The sequence below is a fragment of the Lentimicrobium saccharophilum genome (assembly GCF_001192835.1).
In the GTDB taxonomy this organism is placed as follows: domain Bacteria; phylum Bacteroidota; class Bacteroidia; order Bacteroidales; family Lentimicrobiaceae; genus Lentimicrobium; species Lentimicrobium saccharophilum.
In genome coordinates this window covers 870,111-892,971 of the sequence record NZ_DF968183.1, presented here as the reverse complement: position 1 = coordinate 892,971, position 22,861 = coordinate 870,111, and the positions used below count along the sequence as shown (strand labels likewise).

At 45.3% G+C, this 22,861-nt stretch carries 18 protein-coding genes; 10 read left to right on the top strand and 8 right to left on the bottom strand.

All coding sequences use genetic code 11. The features are described from left to right. Window positions 1-176 precede the first annotated feature (176 nt). The 3 genes from TBC1_RS15490 to TBC1_RS15480 all read left to right on the top strand — a co-directional run bounded on the left by TBC1_RS15490 (window position 177) and on the right by TBC1_RS15480 (window position 2,132). Window positions 177-644, top strand: a complete 468-nt coding sequence (locus TBC1_RS15490) for a DoxX family membrane protein (protein ID WP_062044848.1) — start codon at window positions 177-179, stop codon at window positions 642-644. Between the two features lie 25 nt (window positions 645-669). Then, entirely contained in the window at window positions 670-1,122 is a 453-nt protein-coding gene (locus TBC1_RS15485; RefSeq protein ID WP_062045647.1) for an SRPBCC family protein, read from the top strand. Window positions 1,123-1,211: 89 nt separating this feature from the next. Further along, on the top strand, window positions 1,212-2,132 hold the full coding sequence (locus TBC1_RS15480) for a DMT family transporter (RefSeq protein WP_062044846.1): 921 nt from the start codon (window positions 1,212-1,214) through the stop codon (window positions 2,130-2,132). A 78-nt stretch (window positions 2,133-2,210) separates the two neighbouring features. On the opposite strand, the gene TBC1_RS15475 is transcribed toward TBC1_RS15480, so the two are convergent. Further along, window positions 2,211-2,714 (bottom strand): hypothetical protein, encoded by a 504-nt coding sequence (locus tag TBC1_RS15475; protein ID WP_062044844.1) that lies wholly within the window; start codon window positions 2,712-2,714, stop codon window positions 2,211-2,213. 189 nt (window positions 2,715-2,903) lie between these two features. Here TBC1_RS15475 and TBC1_RS15470 point away from each other — a divergent pair, with 189 nt between their 5' ends. After that, complete coding sequence (locus TBC1_RS15470) at window positions 2,904-3,821, top strand: DUF362 domain-containing protein (RefSeq protein WP_062045645.1); 918 nt, start codon at window positions 2,904-2,906, stop codon at window positions 3,819-3,821. A gap of 1 nt (window position 3,822) precedes the next feature. After that, on the top strand, window positions 3,823-5,397 hold the full coding sequence (locus TBC1_RS15465; RefSeq protein WP_062044842.1) for a 4Fe-4S binding protein: 1,575 nt from the start codon (window positions 3,823-3,825) through the stop codon (window positions 5,395-5,397). 259 nt (window positions 5,398-5,656) lie between these two features. On the opposite strand, the gene aqpZ is transcribed toward TBC1_RS15465, so the two are convergent. Together aqpZ and TBC1_RS15455 are read right to left on the bottom strand one after the other, a co-directional pair. Next, window positions 5,657-6,340: an aquaporin Z gene (gene aqpZ, locus TBC1_RS15460; RefSeq protein ID WP_201781716.1), complete on the bottom strand. Its 684-nt coding sequence runs from the start codon at window positions 6,338-6,340 to the stop codon at window positions 5,657-5,659. 166 nt (window positions 6,341-6,506) lie between these two features. Beyond that, entirely contained in the window at window positions 6,507-7,520 is a 1,014-nt protein-coding gene (locus TBC1_RS15455) for a dihydroorotate dehydrogenase-like protein (RefSeq protein ID WP_062044838.1), read from the bottom strand. A gap of 513 nt (window positions 7,521-8,033) precedes the next feature. Here TBC1_RS15455 and nifJ point away from each other — a divergent pair. Together nifJ and TBC1_RS15445 are read left to right on the top strand one after the other, a co-directional pair. Further along, window positions 8,034-11,570, top strand: a complete 3,537-nt coding sequence (gene nifJ / locus TBC1_RS15450; protein ID WP_062044836.1) for a pyruvate:ferredoxin (flavodoxin) oxidoreductase — start codon at window positions 8,034-8,036, stop codon at window positions 11,568-11,570. Between the two features lie 69 nt (window positions 11,571-11,639). Further along, window positions 11,640-12,500: a 5'-nucleotidase, lipoprotein e(P4) family gene (locus tag TBC1_RS15445; RefSeq protein ID WP_137305786.1), complete on the top strand. Its 861-nt coding sequence runs from the start codon at window positions 11,640-11,642 to the stop codon at window positions 12,498-12,500. Here TBC1_RS15445 and TBC1_RS15440 read toward each other — a convergent pair. Together TBC1_RS15440 and sppA are read right to left on the bottom strand one after the other, a co-directional pair. After that, complete coding sequence (locus tag TBC1_RS15440; protein ID WP_236695683.1) at window positions 12,467-13,072, bottom strand: 5-formyltetrahydrofolate cyclo-ligase; 606 nt, start codon at window positions 13,070-13,072, stop codon at window positions 12,467-12,469. The two genes, TBC1_RS15445 and TBC1_RS15440, sit on opposite strands and share 34 nt — an antisense overlap. 413 nt (window positions 13,073-13,485) lie before the next feature. Continuing rightward, window positions 13,486-15,255 (bottom strand): signal peptide peptidase SppA, encoded by a 1,770-nt coding sequence (gene sppA, locus TBC1_RS15435; protein ID WP_062044832.1) that lies wholly within the window; start codon window positions 15,253-15,255, stop codon window positions 13,486-13,488. 348 nt (window positions 15,256-15,603) lie between these two features. On the opposite strand from sppA, the gene folK reads away from it, so the two are divergent. From folK to TBC1_RS15420, 3 genes are all read left to right on the top strand, one after another. Continuing rightward, window positions 15,604-16,116 (top strand): 2-amino-4-hydroxy-6-hydroxymethyldihydropteridine diphosphokinase, encoded by a 513-nt coding sequence (gene folK, locus TBC1_RS15430; protein ID WP_062044830.1) that lies wholly within the window; start codon window positions 15,604-15,606, stop codon window positions 16,114-16,116. After that, window positions 16,113-16,745: a deoxynucleoside kinase gene (locus TBC1_RS15425; protein WP_062044828.1), complete on the top strand. Its 633-nt coding sequence runs from the start codon at window positions 16,113-16,115 to the stop codon at window positions 16,743-16,745. The genes folK and TBC1_RS15425 overlap by 4 nt, the downstream gene beginning before the upstream one ends. Before the next feature lie 162 nt (window positions 16,746-16,907). Next, complete coding sequence (locus TBC1_RS15420) at window positions 16,908-17,828, top strand: sensor histidine kinase (protein WP_062044826.1); 921 nt, start codon at window positions 16,908-16,910, stop codon at window positions 17,826-17,828. A gap of 144 nt (window positions 17,829-17,972) precedes the next feature. Here TBC1_RS15420 and TBC1_RS15415 read toward each other — a convergent pair whose 3' ends face one another. The 3 genes from TBC1_RS15415 to alaS form a co-directional block, all read right to left on the bottom strand. Continuing rightward, window positions 17,973-18,479, bottom strand: a complete 507-nt coding sequence (locus tag TBC1_RS15415) for an RNA polymerase sigma factor (protein WP_062044824.1) — start codon at window positions 18,477-18,479, stop codon at window positions 17,973-17,975. 663 nt (window positions 18,480-19,142) lie between these two features. Continuing rightward, entirely contained in the window at window positions 19,143-20,030 is an 888-nt protein-coding gene (locus TBC1_RS15410; protein ID WP_062045641.1) for a MerR family transcriptional regulator, read from the bottom strand. Window positions 20,031-20,169: 139 nt separating this feature from the next. Next, complete coding sequence (gene alaS, locus TBC1_RS15405; protein ID WP_062044822.1) at window positions 20,170-22,791, bottom strand: alanine--tRNA ligase; 2,622 nt, start codon at window positions 22,789-22,791, stop codon at window positions 20,170-20,172. Window positions 22,792-22,861: the final 70 nt, after the last annotated feature.

Sequence of the window (22,861 nt, the reverse complement as noted above, 5' to 3'; positions counted from 1 at the left end):
AATGTTATAAATAACAATAAATCAATTAGATAAGATCAATTTTCTTTAATGGATAATCTTTAGGTCTTGATAAAAAATGTTTAATATAATAATTTATATGCTAAACATTGTTTTGTAAGTCTGCAAAGCTAAACAAAGTGGCCTGCCCATTGTTGTTTTGGCAAACTAATCTTACTATGTGGAAACAACTCTCAGAAACAGACCGGCGAATCACTTACTGGATGGCCTCAAGGGGAATTCTTTTGCTCAGAATCAGTGTGGGACTGATTTTTATCTGGTTTGGCGTTTTAAAGTTTTTTCCTTCTTTAAGTCCTGCTGAAACCCTGGCTTCAGATACCATATCACTGCTGACTTTCGGCCTTATTCCGGGAGGAACGGCCATGATAATTCTTGCCGCCTGGGAAACGCTGATCGGATTGGGATTGATTACAGGTTTTATGTTACGCGAGACTTTACTGTTGCTTTTCCTTCAGATGGCCGGCACTTTGTCGCCGCTTGTGTTATTTCCCGGACTTGCTTTCAGCGTATTTCCTTTTGTACCTACCCTTGAAGGGCAATATATTATCAAAAACCTGATTATTATTTCTGCCGGTATTGTAATCGGGGCAACAGTAAGGGGTGGCCGGCTGACCAATGAACCTTGATTGTTTAACTTTTAATATCCTTGATATGCCTGTATTTATGACTACCCAGCTGGTAAAAACAGATGTCCTGACCTGTTGGAATTTTTTTTCTGATCCCTCGAACCTTGCCAGAATAACGCCTCCGGAGATGGGTTTCAAAATACGGTTTCCTCAACCAGTACCCGGGATGTATGCCGGTATGATAATACGCTACACTGTAAGGCCATTTCCGGCGTTTACGGTAACATGGATTACTGAAATTACCCATGTTGACCGGCTGCGTTATTTTGTAGATAATCAGGTATCAGGCCCCTATCGCCTGTGGCATCATCAGCATATTTTTGAAGAGGTGCCTGAAGGCGTAATGATGACGGATATAGTCAATTATGAGTTGCCTATGGGTTGGCCTGGCAGGATAATTGCCGGGGATCTGGTCAGGAGAAAAATTCAAAAGATATTTGAACATCGCCGCAGCATCATCGGACAAATGTTCCCTTAAATTCCGGACTTGCTGTTTTTGGTTTCCTGAAAACATTTCCCGGATTTTCATAGCTTTGCGCAGCCATTTCATTAATTCACTTTCACCTGATGACAAAATCCGGAAAAGCCCTGGTTTTTGGCTCACTCGCCGTCTGCATTTCCGCATCGCTCTGGGGCCTTGATGGTATTTTGCTAACACCGCAACTATACAATCTAAACATCGTTTTTGTCGTTTTTATTCTCCATGCGCTCCCGTTTTTACTGATGAATTTTTTTCTTTACAGGGAATACAAACTGTTCGGCAAGCTGACGTCAAGAGAAATTATATATCTGGCGCTCATTGCATTAACCGGTGGAGCGCTGGGGACCATGGCAATTGTAAAAGCGCTTTTCCTGGTAGAATTTAAAGATTTGTCCATTGTAGTTTTATTGCAGAAACTTCAGCCCGTCTTTGCCATTGCGCTGGCAGCTATTTTATTACGCGAAAAGCTGAACAGAAACTTTGTTTTCTGGGCATCGATGGCAATTATTGCAGGATACTTTCTGACTTTCGGGTTTAATCTGCCTGACTTCAATACCGGTTCAAAGACCATGATTGCAGCGGGTTATTCAATGATTGCCGCATTTTGTTTCGGAGCTGCCACTGTGCTTGGGAAGGGCGTATTGCATAATCTCTCTTTTCAGGCCGCAACCTTCTACAGGTATGGTTTTACTTCCCTGATTATGCTGATTTTAGTTGTGGTCACAGGCAACTTGAGTGGTTTCGTCTTGGCTACCCCGTTCAATTGGCTCATCATTGTGATCATCTCACTCACCGTCGGATCCGGGGCCATCTTTTTGTATTATTTCGGATTGAAGAAGGTGACCGCCATGCTGGCAGCCATCTGTGAGTTGTGTTTCCCGCTTTCAGCCATTGTTTTTGATTATCTCTTCCATGGTAAAGTGCTCAGCCCGGTTCAGTGGGCAAGCGTTGGTCTGATGCTGCTGGCCATTATACGTTTAAGCACACAGCGTCGTACTGCAGCGTAATTTCATGCTGGCCATCCCGCCTCAGAATAAATCCGTATGCTTTACAGAATCTGGTGAAATCCTCTTCCGTTGAGGTTATCAGGCTTTATTCTTCAGCAGCAGTAAGGCGTAACTGCTGAATATCAGCGTAGTTATCAGTTGTATCCAAAGGGGGGTGGAGATCAGCCCCGGGCCGATAAGGGCTAGCGAAATAAACATCGCTTTAAGGCCATAATAGGCTGCTTTACTGATGATTATTGCCGAGGCCATGGCTGCAAAAACGTTTTTGATGCGGCTGCGGAACGCATAGAACAGCCAGACATTGAACATTAGCTCACCTGTTATCAGCAGCATTTTATAAATTACCGGATGTGCCGAAACCGCGAAAGAGAAAATGGGAAGGGTGAGCGCCAGCAGATAAGCATTGCGCCGGTCGCCATGGATCATTGCAAGCACCAGCATCAGGCGCATCGGCTCAATAAGATAAAGCGGAAAATTAAGAAAATGCGACAGCGCGGGCGTAAAATAAATAAGCAGTATCGCCGTGGTGTTGATAATGATACTTTTCGTAATTGTGCTGCGGGAAAGGCTGGCAGTGCTCATCTCTGTGTGATTAAATGTTTGGTTTCAGGCCTGTTCTCAGGTAGTTTAACGATTACAAAAATAAAATTTTGTTGATTCCCCGACGTTTTTTTTACGTGAAAGTATTAAAGTCTGTTGAAATATTTATTTTTACCCGTGGATATTTCCAGGCAATTTTTGCCGGATTCTGACTTAAAAATTTCGGGTTTTATGAAGCGCCGTGAATTCATTTTAAAGGGAGTCAGTGCCGGGCTGGTAACCGGCACATCCTTAAGCATTGGAGGATTATCAGGGATGGCCTCTGTCTTGCCTGCTCAAAGCGCCTACGATCTGGTTGCTGTGAGGGATGGAGAACCAGATGTTATGTTTGACAGGGCGATAGCCTCTCTGGGAGGGATGACGAAATATGTCAGAAAGGGTCAGAAAGTGGTGGTAAAACCAAACATAGGGTGGGACGTCTCTCCCGAAAGGGCCGGAAACACAAATCCCAAACTGGTTGGCAGGATTGTTAAACATTGTCTTGAAGCCGGGGCATCGGAGGTGTATGTGTTTGACAATACCTGCGATGCATGGAATTTATGTTATAAGAACAGTGGAATCGAAAAAGCCGTTAAAGATGCCGGGGGTAAAATTGTACCCGGGAATACGGAAAATTATTATAAAACGGTGCAGATTCCCAAAGGAAAGCGGCTGAAAGAAGCCAGGGTTCATGAATTGATTCTGAACTCGGATGTTTTTATCAATGTTCCGGTGCTCAAGCACCATAGTTCGGCCAGCATTTCCCTGGCAATGAAAAACCTGATGGGAGTGGTGTGGGACCGCAGGTACTGGCACAGGAATGACCTGCATCAGTGCATTGCTGATTTTGTTACCTGGCGTAAGCCAACGCTGAATGTGATCGACGGGTACCGGGTGATGCTGCGCAATGGTCCGCGCGGGGTTTCTGAAGCCGATGTGGTGCTGATGAAGCAACTGATTGTTTCTGCCGATATTGTCGCGGCAGACGCTGCCGCTACCCTGGTTTTCGGAAGCAAACCCCAGGATATACCGCACATACGGATTGCAAACGAAATGAAGCTTGGGACCATGGACCTGACCAAGCTGAACATTAACAGGATAAAGATCTGACATGAGAAGTGTTGCGTGGCCCCGTAAGGCCCGGATTGCATTGTCTCTGGTGTTCCTTCTATTTACGGGTGTTATTTTCCTCGATCCCGCCCGGTGGATTCCGGTTGTATGGTTGCAAGCAATCACCTGGCCCCAGTTTACCCCTTCTTTGTTAAAGTTTCTGATCACCGGCGGGTGGGCAGCTGCAGGATTTTTACTGTTTGTTGTCATTACGCTTGTTTTCGGCAGGATTTATTGCTCAACCGTTTGCCCCCTGGGCACTTTACAGGATATTATTTTCCGCATCCGTCGCAGAATCCTCCGCCAGAAGCCACTTCGCTATGCCAGGCCCCAAAATATACTGCGGCATATTATCCTGATTATTGTCATTATATCAATTATTGCTGGATCTGCTTTGCTGGTTAATTTTCTTGATCCGTACAGTAATTTTGGCAGGATTATGGCCAATCTGTTCAGGCCTGTTGTCCTTACCGGCAACAATGCGATGGCCGCAATGCTTGAAAAACAGGATATTTTCTGGTTACCCCGCACCCCGTGGAAAGGGTATCAGTTGGCTTCCCTGGGGTTTGCCGCTGCTTTTTTTGTATTGGTTGCCTGGATGTCAGCCGTGAGAGGCAGGTTGTATTGCAACACGGTATGCCCGGTTGGGGCACTGCTCAGTTTATTTTCAAGGGTTTCGCTTTTCAGGATCTCTCTCGACAAACAGCTGTGCAACAGTTGCGGACAATGCAGCAAGGTTTGCAAAGCTCAGTGTATTGATGTAAAAAACAGGGAAGTTGATTATTCCCGTTGTGTGGCATGTTTCAACTGCATCACGGCTTGTCCGTCGTCAGGGGTGGTGTATGGAATCGTTAAATCCAGGATAAATAACGGTAAAGAGAATTTTGAAGCAGTGGAGAACGGACAACGACGGACCCTGCTGAAAGCATTTATGGTGGGCACGGCATTTTTATCGACCAGAGCCTTTGCTATCCGGCTAACAGGAGGCGAAAAGCCAACCACAATTCCTGAGCAGCGCAGTCTGGTTTCATCCCCTCCCGGATCTGAGGGCCATGACCATTTCAATATGAACTGCACTGCCTGTCATCTGTGTGTCAGCGCTTGCCCTACCCACGTATTGCAGCCATCCTTCCTGGAGTATGGTCTCCAGGGGCTGATGCAACCTTATATGGATTATCATTCGGGTTTCTGCAATTTTGAATGCACGGTTTGCAGTGATATATGTCCTACGGGAGCGATACTTCCGCTTGTCCGGGAGCAAAAAAAGAGGGTACAACTGGGGGTGGCTGTATTTATTAAGGAAAACTGTGTGGTTTACACCGATGAAACTGACTGTGGAGCCTGTTCTGAACATTGTCCGACCAAGGCGGTTGATATGGTACCCTATAAGGACGGGCTTACGATTCCCGAAGTGGACGATAAAATCTGCATAGGCTGCGGTGCCTGTGAATACGCTTGTCCGACAAGGCCGTTCAGGGCCATATTCGTTGAAGGGAACCGGCAACACATCATGGCTGAAGAGCCGCAGCAGGAGGAAATTATCCTCAAAGATACAGGGGAGGACTTTCCTTTTTAATCCCGGATTAATCCACAGGAAACCCGGAAAGGCTGAGCTATTGATTCTGTAAAGGTAATCCCGATTTACTGTTTGTGCATCGTTATTCTTATTGTGCCGATTACAAACACCTAATCATCAAATGCTTAATCCGGGTTAATAAGACGAAAAAGGGGGCTTAAGCCCCCTCCGGCATTGTAATTCAGCGCATTGTTGCTTCAGCTGTTGCTGACAATGCGAACAATTTTCAGATTTTTCTCAGCTGATCAGCTTTAAATTATTATTTTTCTTTCCCGAGCCACTTGTAGGCGAATCCGGCCAGGAGAGCGCCAATAGCCGGCATTATCCAAAAGAACCAGAGTTGTTTCAGTGCAATGCCTCCTTCGAGCAGGGCGGGGCCGGTGCTGCGGGCTGGATTGACAGAGGTATTCGTTACCGGAATGCTGATCAGGTGGATCAGGGTAAGGCCAAGTCCGATGGCAACAGGTGCGAGGCCTTTGGGCGCCCTTTCGTCAGTTGACCCCAGGATAATAATCAGGAACATAAAAGTCATCACCACCTCTGTGATCAAGCCTGACATATACGGATAACCGCCAGGTGAGTGCTCGCCGTAGCCATTTGAAGCAAGACCGCCTGCATAACCGTCCTTACCGGAAGCTATCAGATAAAGGATAAATGCAGCTAAAATGGCTCCCAGAACCTGGGCAATAATGTAAGGCAGCAGGTCTGATCCTTTGAACCTGCCTCCGGCCCAAAGGCCAAGCGAAACGGCCGGATTGAGATGGCATCCCGAAATGTGGCCGATGGCAAATGCCATGGTCAGAACTGTAAGTCCGAACGCCAGTGCCACGCCTGCGAACCCGATGCCAAGTTCGGGATAGGCTGCTGCAAGTACTGCACTTCCACAACCGCCGAGTACCAGCCAGAATGTGCCGATAAACTCTGCCGCTGCTCTTTTTGTCATTGACATAATACCTCCTTTTTTAGGTGAACAATTTTTAAAGGTACGATATTCGTCCGGTGGTCCGCAACCTGAACCTGTCAAAATGATCTGTTTAATTGATCAGCAGCGTTTTTCAGGAAATAAAAAAGCCGGGATTTCCCGGCTTTTATAAAACTTATTGATGGAATTATGCCATCGGATATTTCTTGAAAATCTGCTCAGAGTGCAGCAAAAGGTCAATATACTGGGCACGTTTGTATATGTAGGGATCCTTAACTTCGGCTTTGGATAGCTTTCCTTTGAAAGCCTGAATATCGCCGAAGCCATTTTTAGCCATAAATTTTTCAAGATCTGCCAGGATGTTGGTAATCAGTTCGGGTTTGTGCTTGTAAAGTGCACTTACCATCTGCACGGCATCAGCGCCGGCAAGGATCATTTTAGCAAGGTCATGACCTGTGTAAATACCGGAAGAACTGCAAATAGCGGCTTTTGTATTGCCGTAAAGAACGCCGGCATAACGCAGGGCCAGACGATAATCGCCTTCCGTACTTAAATTGAACGGTGTGCTGTGCTGAAGTGTATCAAGGTTGATATCAGGTTCAAACATCCGGTTAAAAAGTACAAACGCCTTTGCTCCGGCTTTTTCCATTCTCCTGATAACCTGAAGGGTGTTGGTGTAAAACGGACTTAATTTGACACTGACGGGAATTTTAACTTTTTTACATACCTGCTCTACTACAGCCACCTGCTCATCTTCTATTGACTTCGCTTCTGTGTCGAAATCACGGGGAACGGAAAAGAAATTCAGCTCAAGACCGTCAACACCGGTTTTTTCAATCAGTTCGGCATACTCAACCCATGTTTCAGTGAATACGCAATTTAAACTGCCGATAAGGGGAATATCCAGCATGGATTTGGCTTCGCGGAGTTTGTGAAGATATTCTTCAGGGCCCGCATGCTGCATATCGGGGTAAAGACTGATCATTTCGGCATTGCGCTCGTTGTATAACTCCATTTCATCCTGAAACTGAATGCTTTCCAGTTGTATCTGCTCTTCGAAAAGAGATTTATACACGATTGCTGCTGCACCGGCGTCCTGCAGCCTCTTAAGCATTTCCGGATTGTTTACCATGTTGCTTGAACCTACTATTATGGGATTTTTTAAGGGAATTCCCATGTAATGTACAGCCAGTTTTGTCATAGTGCTTTCTCCTGATTGATGGTTGGTTTGATATCTGAGTCTATTAACAATATCTTTACATTTTTTGTTTTACGATGCTTAAGAATATTAGCTGTTTTTGGTCAGATTGCTAAACAAAAAGTTTCATTTTTATTGTTATCAGTTTTGTATACGGTCTGAAATGAATTTCCGGATGGTTTTATACCGGAATTATTTTCAGCATAACATCAGGTTTATATTTTGAAGGACTGCTCCGGTAAATTCCGGCGGGGTCTTACCTTTCAACGCTAACGCATAGTTCCCCTGACCATCATCCTTTCCGAACATTTAAAATTGATTCAAAAGTTTTACGGGCCATCATCAAGGCATTATTTTCCGGCAGACCTCCTTAATTAAACTCATTATAAATTAGCTTTTCAGGGGTGATATCCATGCATGAATTGAGACTGCTATCCTTTAAAATCAGTAATTTTGCACTGCTTTTCAGATGAAAATGTGAGTTATTGTTAATGAGCGTTTTAAACACAAACTGATATGACACAAAAGAGAAATTTTGTTACCTGTGACGGAAACTATGCTGCTGCACATATCGCCTATATGTTCAGCGAAGTGGCTGCCATTTATCCCATCACCCCATCATCAACCATGGCCGAATATGTAGATGAATGGGCTGCACACGGACGTAAGAATATTTTCGGTGAAACCGTTAAAGTAACCGAAATGCAGTCAGAGGCAGGTGCCGCGGGTGCCGTGCATGGTTCGCTGCAGGCTGGGGCGCTGACAACTACTTACACCGCCTCCCAGGGATTGTTGCTGATGATTCCCAATATGTATAAAATATCCGGCGAACTTCTCCCCGGCGTTTTCCATGTTTCGGCGCGCAGTTTAGCTGCTCAGGCATTGTCTATTTTTGGTGACCATTCAGACGTATATTCCACCCGTCAGACCGGATTCGCCATGCTTGCAACCGGCAGCGTTCAGGAAATTATGGATATAGCCGGAGTAGCACACCTGGCCGCGATTAAGTCACGGATTCCCTTCCTGCATTTCTTTGACGGTTTCCGTACTTCTCATGAAATCCAGAAAGTGGAAGCGCCTTCGAATGAAGACCTCGCTCCGATGATCGACTGGGAAGCCCTTCAGGCCTACCGCGACCGCGCGCTGAATCCTGAGCATCCCGTAACCCGCGGAACCGCCCAGAATCCGGATATATACTTCCAGTCACGCGAAGCTGCAAATCCATTCTACAATGCCCTTCCCGACATCGTTGAGAGCTACATGCAGCAAATCAGCAAATTAACCGGACGCGAATACCATCCTTTTACCTATTATGGTGCTGCTGATGCCGAAAACGTGCTGGTAGCCATGGGTTCCATTACCGAAACCATCAAGGAAGTGATTGACCACCTGAATTCCAAAGGGGAAAAACTCGGCCTGGTTTCCGTACACCTCTACAGACCTTTCTCGGCAAAGTATTTCTTCAATGTAATGCCGAAGTCGGTCAAACGCATCTGTGTGCTCGATCGTACCAAGGAGCCCGGCGCCAATGGTGAGCCGCTTTACCTTGATGTGAAGGATCTTTTCTACAACCATGCGGTAAAACCATTGATCATTGGTGGCCGTTATGGCCTCAGTTCAAAGGATACCACTCCTTCGATGATCGTTTCCGTGATCAATAATCTTAAGAGCAACGAGCCGAAAAACGGATTTACCGTTGGTATTGTTGATGATGTAACCTACCTGTCACTGCCGTTGCTTCCCGAAATTGACCTCGCCCCCAAAGGAACTTTCCAGGGTAAGTTTTACGGCATAGGTGCTGACGGAACCGTGGGCGCCAACAAGAATTCCATCAAGATTATTGGTGAAACCACCGATAAATATTGTCAGGCATATTTTGCTTACGACTCCAAAAAGTCCGGAGGTGTTACAACTTCGCACCTGCGTTTCGGCGACAAACCCATCCGTTCGCCCTACCTTGTAAACACCCCTGACTTTGTAGCCTGCCACGTGCCGGCATACCTCGAGAAATACGATATGCTCAAAGGCCTGAAAAACGGCGGTACATTCCTGCTCAACAGCATCTGGGATGTTGAAGAAACCAAGCAGCATGTTCCTGACTACATGAAGCGCTACATGGCTGATCATGATATTGCCTTCTATATAATCAATGCTACGAAGATCGCTGAAGAGATCGGTCTGGGCGGACGCACCAACACCATTATGCAGTCGGCATTCTTCCGTATTTCAGGGGTTATTCCTTACGAGACCGCCGTTGATTACATGAAAAAGGCGGTCGTGAAAGACTTTGGCCGCAAGGGAGAAGAGATTGTCCGCATGAATCATGCAGCAATCGATCGTGGCGGTGAAGTGACAAAAATTGATATTCCGGCAGATTGGAAATCGCTGTCCGGTGAAAAGGTTTCCGTCGAAGTGGATGTGCCCGATTTTATTAAGAATGTGGTGATGCCCATCAACGCTATGAAGGGTGATGATTTGCCGGTAAGTGCATTCCTCGGCCGTGAAGATGGAACTTTCCCGGCAGGTACTACCGCCTATGAAAAGCGGGGTATTGCCGTTCACGTGCCTCAGTGGATACCTGACAACTGTATTCAGTGTAATCAATGTGCTTATGTTTGTCCGCACGCCTGCATCCGTCCTTTCCTGATTGATGAGAACGAGATGAAACTGTTGCCGGAAGGTACCCCTGCATTGAAAGCCATTCCGAAAACTTTTGATGGGCTGCAGTTCCGTATTCAGCTCAGTCCGCTTGACTGCACCGGCTGCGGCAATTGCGTGGATGTATGTCCGGCCAAAACCAAGGCATTGGTTATGGAGCCCCTCGAATCGCAAATGGAGCAGGATAAGCTGTGGAACATTATTTCAAAGAATGTTTCATACAAGGATACCATCGCAAACAAAGAGCAGAATATTAAAAACAGTCAGTTTGCACAGCCATTGTTCGAGTTTTCGGGCGCCTGTGCCGGTTGCGGTGAAACTCCCTACATCAAGCTGATTACCCAGCTCTATGGAGACCGGATGATGGTAGCCAATGCTACCGGATGTTCATCCATCTATGGTGGTTCAGCTCCGTCAACACCATACACCGTCAATGCAAAGGGCGAAGGTCCGGCATGGGCCAACTCCCTCTTTGAAGACAATGCAGAATATGGTTTCGGAATGGCAACTGCCGTATCGAAGTTGCGCGAAAGAATTGCCCTTCGCATGAAGCTTATCCTTGAAGGTAATTACAATGCTGAACTCAAGGCTGCCTGCCAGGAATGGATTGATGGCCGCAATGATGCTGCAAAATCACGTGAAGTTTCACCAAGGGTGCTTGCAATGCTGGAAAAAGAGACCTCCGATGTTGCAAAGGAACTGCTATCCCTGAAACAGTATTTCGTCAAAAAATCGGTCTGGATGTTTGGCGGTGACGGTTGGGCTTATGATATCGGTTACGGTGGACTGGACCACGTGATCGCATCGGGTGAAGATGTAAACATTCTTGTACTTGATACCGAAGTGTATTCCAACACCGGTGGACAGGCTTCAAAATCAACTCCGGTGGGTGCTGTTGCCAAGTTTGCTGCAAGCGGCAAGAAAGTCAGGAAAAAAGATCTGGGTATGATGGCCATGAGTTATGGATTCGTTTATGTTGCCCAGGTAGCCATGGGCGCCAATCAGACACAATACCTCAAAGCCCTGCGTGAAGCAGAAGCTTATCCCGGACCTTCACTCATCATCGCCTATTCGCCCTGTATCAATCACGGGCTCCGCAATGGAATGGGTAAGGCACAGGATCAGCAGGCCCACGCTGTAGAGGCCGGTTACTGGAGCCTGTACCGGTATAACCCGCTGCTGGAAGAAGAAGGAAAGAATCCGTTCCAGCTTGATTCAAAGGAACCTGATTTTACCAAATTCCAGTCATTCCTTGACTCTGAGGTAAGGTATACTTCACTGAAGAAGTCCTTCCCGAAGGAAGCTAATGAACTCTTTGCAGCTGCTGAGGAGAATGCCAAATGGCGTTACTACAGCTACCGCAGAATGGCGGATATGGATTTCAGTAAAAAATAATTTGCCGGAATTTCAATACCCTTTGTAATTTTGAGCCGGGTTTATCCCGGCTCATTTATTTATTATCTCATGAAAAACATAGCGCTGCTTACATCACTTGTATTGATTTTGCTGACCTCATCGTGTAAATGGTTTCAACGTGAGGATCGTACCGGTTCCGCTGAAAAGCCCGCTGAAGTCCCGGCGGTCATTGTTAAGGACTCTGCATTCAGACAGCTGATCAGGAACGAACACATGGTGCTTGCAACCCTTTATCAGCAAACTGCTGCAGAATACAGGGCGCTGTGTTATCAGGCCTTTAATATTGGGAAGATCATGCTTGACCTTGATCTGGCCGATAAATCGGTGAACAAGCATAGGATTATCGTCCTGGATGTGGATGAAACCGTACTGGATAACAGCCCTTTCCAGGCTAAATCTGTGCTTGAAAGTACCTCTTATCCTGTAAACTGGGATGAATGGTGCAACCTGGCCCGTGCCGAAGCCTTACCGGGCGCCCTTGATTTCCTGAAGTATGCCCGGGCAAACGGGGTGAGTATTTTTTATGTCACCAACCGGAAGGACTACCTGAAGGATGTGACCGTTAAAAATCTGGCAGCCCTGGGATTTCCGCATGCCGATGGGGAACATGTCATTACACGCGCTGCGGAAGCCAGTAAAGAGGGGAGAAGACAGCTGCTGGCCGGGAAGTATCATATATCGCTGTTGTTCGGTGACAACCTCAACGACTTTGCTGAAGACTTTGAAGGGCTTGCTGTGAAGCCAAGGTTGGATGCTGTTGACCGTGTGTCAGCCGAGTTTGGTAAACGGTTTATTTTACTGCCCAATGCCATGTACGGTGACTGGGAGAATGCCCTTTATAACTATAACCCGGGAGTTGAAGATTCGGTCAGATTTCAGTTGCGCAGAAAGGCCCTGCGCTCATTCTGAGATACTTCGGTTATCACTGTATCCATAAGGATATCGTGCTCATCGGCCGGAATGGTCTCAAACAACTGAAAGCTGAAACAGATTCCTGCCTTAAAGGCGTTGATTTTGCCTAAAAATCTGTCATAATAAGCCTTTCCACGCCCCATCCGGTTATTTTTCCTGTCAAAAGCGATACCCGGGATGATTACAAGGTCAATTTCGTTGTAATCGGTAAATACCGGACCCGCCGGTTCGGGAATGCCAAACATTTCTCCGGGAACCAGGGAATCATCGCCCAGATACTGCCTGATCAGCATCTCATCACCGTTTACCGAAGGAAGTAGTATCCGTTTTTTTTCTGCCCATTTTCTGATCAGGTCATGGGTATGCACTTCGCCTTTATAAGACCAGTAAGCCAGTACTGTTTTTGCGTTCCTGAATTCAGGGAGCATTTCGAGGCTGCCGGTGATTATTGCTGAGGCTTCCAGGTATTGCTGCGGCGACTGGGCTGCTTTAAGCCGGCTTATTGTCCGCCGTAGTTCTGTTTTTTCTGCTATTATGGTAAAGGAGTCCATGTTTAGGATTGAATGCATATAAACCGGGCCCTTACGGAAACTGATTCATTCAGCATTCCGGAAGGACCCGTGCAAATTTATGAAAGATAAATACTATTGTCCGGAAAAATTGATTATCAAACATAGAGATTCTTCGCTCCACGTTGTTACGCTCAGAAGGACAATGTTTTAGGGTTTTAGAGAGGGGGCTAGGTGGAGGCGAAGCCTCCACCTAGCCCCCTCTCCTTAAAAACCTACGTAAGTTACAGTCTTCGTCGCTCCACGTTGTTACGCTCAGAAGGACAATGTTTTAGGGTTTTAGAGAGGGGGCTAGGTGGAGGCGAAGCCTCCACCTAGCCCCCTCTCCTTAAAAACCTACGTAAGTTACAGTCATTCTGAGCGTTAGCGAAGAATCTCACACTTTTCTCCGGACAACAATAAAAGATAAACTATTATTGGATGTTAAGTAAAAACGGCAGTCTTGCCTGTACGCCTTTCATGCCCGAAAGTGACTGTAATTCTTTCATGTAGGGATACAAGAGACCCAGTTCTTTCTTTAGTCTTGTTTCAGAAGGTTTACCGGTAAGTTCATCCATGATCTGGGTAAAAGGATCTTTCTGTTCAGGGAGAGACGTAATCCGGTAATCTTCGAGTTTTGCCATGGTTGCGGCGATGCTGATGGCATCCTGCAGTCCGCCGGTCAAATCAACCAAACCGGTTTTTACCCCGTCAGTACCACTCCATACCCTTCCCTGGCCCAGGCTGTCAACCAGCGCTTCAGGCATTGACCTTCCTTCTGATACATGGTTGACGAAGACTTTGTAGATCCGCTCCACATCGTTTGTAATTACTTTTTCCTCGTAAGGGGTCATGGGCCTTGTTACTGAAATATAGTCGGCATGATCATTGGTCTTCACAACGTCGAAGGTGACCCCGAGTTTATTGTTGAAAAATTTGCTGAAATCCGGGATTACACCGAAAACGCCGATGGAGCCGGTAAGTGTGGTGGGATTGGCCAGGATGGTATCGGCGGCACAGGCAATATAGTATCCCCCTGATGCCGCATAATCTCCCATCGAAACAACCACCGGTTTCTCATCCCGGGCCAGTCTGATTTCGCGGAGGATGACATCAGAAGCAAGGGCGCTGCCTCCGGGTGAATTCACCCTGAAAACAATGGCTTTTACCGTGCTGTCGGTTCTGGCATTCCTGATTGCCTTTGAAATACGCTCCGACCCGATGGTTTCATCGTTTCCTTCGCCATCACCAATGCTGCCGACCGCATAGATCACGGCAATTTTCTCTTTGGCTCTTTTCCTGAGCGTTTTGGCCGGTGCATCCTTATAGCGCTCCAGCTTAATCATCTCAATCTTATCATTTTTGCCGATTTCCAGTTTCTCTTTCAACAGATCAATCAATTGATCCTTATAAATAACCTGGTCTACAAAACGATAATTCAATGCATCCTCAGGCGTCTGAATAAGCAGGGAATCGGCAATTAACTGCAGCTTAGCGGGATCAATATTTCTGGCTTTGCTGATGCCGTCAGAGATGTGCATCCAGAGAGAATTCATATAGGCAAGCGTCTGCTCTTTATTGGCCTCACTCATCCGGTCGCTGATCAAAGGTTCAATGGCGCTTTTATATTTGCCATGCCTGATAATCTGTGGATTAATATCTAGTTTACTAAGTAAACCTTTGATAAACACAAGTTCGCCGGCCATTCCCCTGAAATCAAGCGCTCCTTCGGGATTCAGGCAGATAATGTCAGCAGTGGTAGCCATATAATATGCTTTCTGGGAATAAACTTCGCCATAGGCAATCACGAATTTACCTGATTCCTTAAACTTAAGCAGGGCATTCCTTACTTCTTCCATCGTGGCCATCCCCGAACCTATTTCACTCAGGTCCAGTAAAATCCCGCTGATATTTTCATCCTCTGATGCCTGTTTGAGCAGGTCGGTGGTTTCCAGCAGCCCCGGAACATCTGAAGTGCTGAAAAGCGTGGTTTCGCTGAAAGTAAACGGGCTGGCCAGACTTCGTTCAGGAATGGCTTCTTTAAGCGTAAGATGGAGTACCGTTTTAGGCTTTACCACAACTTCCTCTTTTTTGGTAAAGGTCAGCAGTGATGCAACCAGGATGGCAAAAAAGAAAAACAGTACGATTAAAGTCAGGAAGAAACCTGCCATGGAAGCCAGCATGAATTTGAAGAACTGTTTCATATACGATCTGATTTTGAAAATTGGTTAGATTTAAACATGATTGATGATGCGGAAGTATTAACCGTTTATGCGGACAATATTATTGTCAGGTAACAAGGCCAACAATTATTTTTGACGTTAAACAGACCGTAAAGTTACAATTGTTTCTCCGGATAATTCTGATATCAAACCCACTTTCACTTATTCATTTATACATATCTGCCCCTGATCCAGGATGTAATGAATGCCGGGTGCTTGTTTGGATGGTCGTGACAGGTAAAGAAATGTTGAAATTTATTGACAAATATGGATGCTCAGCAGGCAACCATTGGATAAAGGTCAGTATTTTTGTATGTATTAATTAACTAAATGGAAGAAGCTTACCTTTTACTCGGGAGTAATCTTGGTGACAGGGCTGAACTGCTGAAGCAGGCACTTGCCCTGATCCAGGCCAGGGCGGGCAGGGTGAGGTTATCTTCATCCGTATATGAAACAGAGCCCTGGGAAGCCAGTCCCGATCTCCCTTTTCTCAATATGGCAGTTTGTATTGAAACGGGCCTTGAGCCATTGCAGCTGATAGGGGTTTTGCTCGATATTGAATCTGAAATGGGCAGGGAGCGGGATGGGAGTTTTAATGCTCCCCGCACCATCGATATTGACATAATGCTTTTTGGAAACCGTATTATCGATAAGCCTGCCCTCCGGATACCTCATCCCAGGATGCATCTGCGCAGATTTGTGCTTTTACCACTTGATGAAATTGCCCATGCTGTTGTGCATCCTGTCCTTGGGAAAACTGTCGGACAACTGCTGGATCTGTGCATCGATAAACTCGCTGTTGACATTTATAAACCTTTGAAAAGCAGTGCTTCTGATCAATGAAATATAATTTTATAGCAATAGAAGGTACCATAGGCGCCGGGAAAACTTCTCTGGCAACGATGCTTTCAGAAAGACTGAACGCCAGGCTGATCCTTGAGCAGTTTGAGGATAACGACTTCCTGCCGAAATTTTACCGCGATCCGTCAAAATATGCTTTTCCGCTGGAGCTTTCATTTCTGGCGAGCCGGTTTCAACAGTTAAAAAATGAATTGTCGGTAACCGACCTTTTCAGGCCCCTCACCATTTCTGACTATTTTATCACCAAGTCGCTGATTTTCGCCCGTAAAACCCTTGCCGATGATGAGTATGCGCTTTATGCCAGATTGTTCAATATTATAAATCTTTCGATTCCAAAGCCTGATTTACTGGTTTATCTGTATGTTTCTGTTGAGCGGCTAAAATCAAACATCATCCAGAGGGGACGTTCGTACGAGATGGATATTGAACCGGCATATCTCGAAAAAATTCAGAGCGGCTATTTTGATTATATCCGGCAGCAGACCGGTATGCGGATCCTGATTATTGATGCTAACCGTCTTGATTTTGTTAATATTCCTGATCATTTTGAATTGCTGTACAAGCTGATCCTCGGGGATTATCCGCCGGGAACGCATACAATTACTCCCTGATACGGATGCCCAGAGGAATTATTTTCACGTTTTTTCAGCGAATCGAAATATTAGCATTAAATTTGATGAAAAGTGCGGCATTGTAATCCTGTGCCCGGGGCCTGTATTAATCAGGCAAATGGTTTACTTTATTATTCAGTTATCCAGTATTGAAAAATCAAGATGGCAAGCGAAATTCCATTTTATTATTTTCTGATTACTATTCTGTTGGCACTGATGATCCTTGGCGGAGTGCTGATTTATTATTTAAGGGCTTCCCGTGAGAAAAACCGCATGATCAAACTGCTGAGCGATCAGAATAAATCGATTCTCAATACACAGGAAGAATTGCGGAAAGCCAAGGAAAAAGCCGAGGAATCAGATAAACTGAAGTCTGCATTTCTTGCCAATATGTCGCACGAGATAAGAACCCCCCTGAATGCAATTATGGGTTTTTCCTCCCTGCTGCTTGATTCAGGTCCTGAAGAAGAAGAACGCCGGCAGTTTATAAGCATCATTCACAATAACAGCAACAAATTGCTTGATCTGATGGGGGAAATCTTTGATATTGCCCAGATAGAATCCGGGTTGATCATCATGCAACGTGAACCTTGTCAGATTAATGAAGTGCTGATGAGCCTGATAACTTTCTTTAATCTTGAAAAAGGCCTTTCAGGTAAGGAGCATATCAATATCCGGATGCAGAAGGCGAATAAGGACCATTCATTTACAATAATGACCGATGAGCGTAAACTCAGGCAAACCTTATATAATCTGATAGAGAATGCGCTGAAGTATACCAATGAAGGCTTTATTGAGGTGGGTTATCAGTTTCGCGATAACAGCATGGTTGAGTTTTATGTCAGGGATTCAGGCATCGGCTTCCCCCAGGAGAAACTGGATGTACTGTTTCAGAAATTCAGGCAGGTTGAGGAAGGGCATAACAGAAATTACGGGGGAATCGGACTGGGGCTTACACTTTCGAAGAAATTTGTTGAATTGATGGGAGGGGAAATGTGGGCTGAGTCGAAACCGGGAGCCGGTTCAGTATTTTATTTTACACTTCCCTGCCAGGTTGCGGATAAGCAGAGTCAGCCAACCTGAATATTTAATTTGCCGTTTTTTCTCTCACTCACACTCACATACACACACTCTCTGCTAAGTCTGCTTTTTCCCCTTTTGTGTCGGGTTGAATAAAAAAAACCGGATACTAAACAGTACCCGGCTCCGATGCAGATTTTATTTTGTTTAACTCTGAAACTCTTTCAGAGATTCCATAAGTTTCTTGCGGGTGAAGAAAATCCTGCTTTTCACCGTGCCTATTGAAAGGTTTAAGTTTTCGGCAATCTCCTTGTATTTGTAGCCCTCGGTATGCATTTCGAAAGGCAGGCGCTGATCCGTTTCAAGTTTTGCAATCCCCGCTTTTATTTCCTTGGTGCTGATTTCCGATTCGGGTGAAACAAAGTCGGATTTCCTGGGAATGTTGAGGTAATACAAATCCTCGGTGTTGTCAACTATGGTGTTTGCTTTCTGATTCCTGCGGTAGTTGTTGATGAAAGTGTTCTTCATGATGGTATAAGTCCATGCTTTCAGATTGGTATCACTTTCAAATTTATCCATGTGCGTGAGCGCTTTCAGATATGTATCCTGAATCAGGTCTTTCGCCTCTTCGCGATTGTTGGTTAAAGTGTTGGCAAAATAGGAAAGGTTGTCGTGTAGACTAATAAGTTTGTGGCTGAACTCAATTGCTGTCATGATATCTTGGCTTTAGATTGGTAAAATATGTTTAACAAACATGATGCAAAATTAAACACAAACCTTCGTTTTAATGCAATTTTAACATTTAAAATTTTCATGACTTGAATCAAATTATTTAAAGTAATTGATAAACAGTTAATTAGAAACGTTAAACAATTTTTTACAAATGTTTATTGTTTGAGAATAAAATGTTAAACAAAAATTTTACATAAAAATGGCCCGTTTCAGGACATGGTATGTCCTGAAACGGGAATATTGTGCCGGATAGTTTTACTGTATTGCCTGAATCAACGTTATTATTAGATTATATTAAAAAACGAACGTTGTTCTCCCTGAAAAAAAGTGCACCATTTTGGGCCAGAAATTTATTAGAAAGGTTATTATAGATAATGATAAATTTTATTATGTGTTCTAATTGTTTGAAAATGTATTGATTACGTTTGTTTATGAGGATACAGAATACAGCTGAATTCCTGTCATGTCAGGATGTCGGTATCCTGAAATCCCGGTATCCGGCTTCCTTAAAATGATGAAAGATAAAAATGCACAGTAACTGAAACACGCCTTGAAGAATCGTTTACAAATCAATGTAAACTGGGTGTAAATCCTAAACGAAAAAGGATTAATCAGGGAAGATTTATATAACAGTTAAGGGCACCGTCAGGAATGAAGCGATTTCAGCATTTCCGTGAAATGCTCGGGTGATTCAATCCTGATGACATTCCCGGGCAGCTCAACAGGATATTCCTTTGTTTGATAGCCTGTAACAAATACCTGCTTTTCGCTGAAAGCCAGAGATAACTGCTGGATATATTCGGAATACTTTTTCTGGGTCAGAGGGGTTGTCATGGAAGTAAAGAAAAGATCAACGGTTTGTTTCCTGCTCACTTCGATGAGATCTTCAAAGGGAACCGACTGCCCCAGGTAAATAACCCGTAATCCAGCTTTCCTGGCAAGGTAATAATAGAATAACAGTCCCAATTCATGCCACTCTCCGGATGGCAGGGCCATCAGTATGCATTTGGTATCCGGTTTCAGCGGGTTGTTCTGTCCGTCGATCGCGATGATCAGTTTTTGTCTGATAATATTGGAGACAAAATGTTCCTGGGCCGGAAATATGGTGCCGATCTGCCAGAGTATGCCAATCTTTTCAAAGAAGGGATAAAGCAGGTTGATAACAGTATCGTCAAATCCCGATTTGATGATAGAAGTAGTGAGCACCCGTTCAAACCTGACTTCATCAAAATCGATCATGGCAACAATAAGTTGTTCAATCTGGTTGTCGTGATCGTAGGAAGTCTCTGATATCTCCATGATCCTTTCGTTTATTTCCTCATTGCCCATATTGACAATGTTGGAAATCTTAAGACCATTGCGGTTAAGTATGGAGACGTTCAGCAATTTTTTCAGGTCGTTGTCAGAATAGTACCTGATGTTGGTCGATGTTCTCTCAGGTTCTATCAGTTGATACCTTTTCTCCCAGATCCGGATCGTGTGGGCCTTGATGCCGGTAAGTTTTTCCAGATCTTTGATTGAGTACCTTATCATGGGTTGTGCTGTGTAAAACATTTTGTGTCTGACTTTCTAATCGTCTTAATAACAATGTTCGTTGATAAATTGTTTAATTTTTAAGCGTTGAAAGTGATACAAAAATGCGGAAGATGGGTCAGGTGCTGCAAAAATACTTTCATGAGGCTAAGCCGGCAACAAGTGAAGCGGCTTTCCCCAGGGCGCTTTCAATTCCTCCGGGGTTTTTACCGCCTGCGGTAGCATAATGCGGTTGCCCGCCGCCACCGCCACTGATCTCTTTTGCGAGTTCCTTTACAATTGCTGCAGCGTTGTATTTTCCGGTATTTACAAGCGGTCCTGAGATGGCTACGGTAATTCCCGGTTTATCATCATGCAGGGTTCCCAATATAATAAGGTGATTGTCGGAAGCATCCATCAGCCGGAAAGCAAGATCTTTGGCAGAGCCGGCATCCAGGTTTACTTTTCCGGTGATCAGCCTGCACCCGTTTATATCCCGGCTTCCGGCCATCAGCTGATGGTAAAGTTCGTTCACTTTTTCCATCGAAATTTGCTCCAGCTGTGCCCGCAGTTTCTGATTTTCTTCAAGCAGGTTTCTGAGGCCTTTAACCGGATCAACGGGGTTTTTTACCAGTTCTTTGATTTCGCTGATCAACGACAACTGGTGATCATAAAACGCTTCCGCTTTTCCTGCAGTGATCGCTTCAATTCTGCGTACACCGGCGGCGATGGCCGATTCGGATGTAATTTTGAACAACCCGATCTGACCGGTAGCATGCACATGGGTTCCCCCGCATAATTCAACAGAATTGCCAAACCGGATGACCCTTACCGAATCTCCGTACTTTTCCCCGAAGAGGGCAAGCGCCCCGGCTTCTTTTGCTTTGTCAAAGGGCATGTCGCGCATTTCATCCAATACGAGATTCTGCCGTATCATCCTGTTTACCTGTTTTTCAATCTCATGAATCTCTTCTTCAGTTACTTTTTGGAAATGCGAGAAGTCGAACCTCAAATAATCCGGATGCACATATGAGCCCTTTTGTTCAACATGAGTGCCGATAACGTTACGCAATGCGTGATGAAGCAGGTGTGTGGCAGAGTGATTATTGGCAGTGTCTGTTCTTGCTGCTTCCGATACGGTTGCCACAAGGCTTTCAGCAGGATCGGCAGGGATTGCTTCGGTCAGGTGGATGATAAGGTTGTTTTCTTTTTTTGTGTCAAGTACCGGAATAATCTGGTCTCCGGATTTCAGCGTTCCCCGGTCGCCGACCTGACCACCCGATTCGGCATAAAAAGGGGTACTGGCAAGGGCAATCTGGTAAGCATCCCTTCCTTTGGTGCGCACCTTGCGATAGCGGGTGATTTTAGTTGCGACTGACAACGTGTCGTAACCTACGAATGTTTCAGCGGCTTTGTCATCAAGCACAATCCAGTCTTCAACCTCAATGCTGGCGTCTTTTCTTGATCTTTCCTTCTGAAGTTCAAGGCCTTTGCTGAATCCGGCCATATCAACCTCTTTACCGTGTTCACGGGCCATCAGGCCGGTGAGGTCAATCGGGAAGCCATAGGTATCGTAAAGTTCAAAGGCAAAGGCACCATCTACAAGTGTGTTTCCCGGATTTGAATCAATATAATTGTTGAATTTTGTTATTCCGTGAGAAAGCGTTCTGAGGAAAGAGGCTTCTTCTTCATGAATTACTTTTTCGACCAGTGTTTGCTGACTTTTGAGTTCGATGAAGTAAGCCCCCATTTGTTCGCTGAGCACAGGAATGAGTTTGTAAATAAAGGGCTCGTCCATTTTCAGGAAAGTAAAGCCGTATCTCACCGCCCTTCTCAGGATGCGTCTTATTACGTAACCGGCTTTGTTATTGGATGGCAGCTGCCCGTCGGCAATGGCAAAGGCAATAGCCCTCACATGGTCGGCTATCACGCGCATGGCAATATCGGTTTTATCGGCAGCGCCATAACGGATTCCACTGATATCAGCTATTTTTCCTATAAGCGGTTGAAAGATATCGGTGTCGTAGTTGGATTGCTTTTGCTGCAAAACCATACAGAGACGTTCGAAGCCCATGCCTGTATCAACATGCTTTGCCGGCAGCGGTTGAAGGTTTCCGTTGGCCAGGCGGTTGAACTCCATAAACACCAGGTTCCAGATTTCAATTACTTTAGGGTCTCCGGTGTTCACCAGGGTGGCGCCGTCAACTTCAGCCCTTTCTTTCTTATCCCGTATATCAACATGGATTTCGGAACAGGGACCACAGGGACCGCTGTCGCCCATTTCCCAGAAGTTATCTTTTTTGTTTCCCCTGAGAATACGGTTTTCGGGAACATGCGCTTTCCAAAGATCATGCGCTTCCATGTCCGGTTGAAGATTATCGCCCTCATCGCCGCCGAAAATGGTCACATATAACCGGTCCTTGTCGATCTTATAAACTTCGGTGAGCAGTTCCCAAGCCCAGTTGATGGCGTCTTTCTTGAAATAATCACCGAACGACCAGTTGCCAAGCATTTCAAACATAGTGTGGTGATAGGTGTCGTGTCCGACTTCTTCGAGGTCGTTGTGTTTTCCTGAAACCCTCAGGCACTTCTGCGTGTTGGCGATGCGCGGAAACTTTACCGGTGAATTGCCCAGGAAGATATCCTTGAACTGGTTCATGCCGGCATTGGTAAACATCAGGGTAGGGTCGTCCTTGATCACCATGGGTGCCGAAGAAACGATATGGTGGGATTTTTTTTCAAAGAAATCAAGAAAAATCTGTCTGGTCTGCTGAGCGTTCATGTGTATTTTTAAGTTGAAAACGGGTCTTGTGATTATAGATTTTTAACAAGCAAAAGGTTTGCAAATTTAA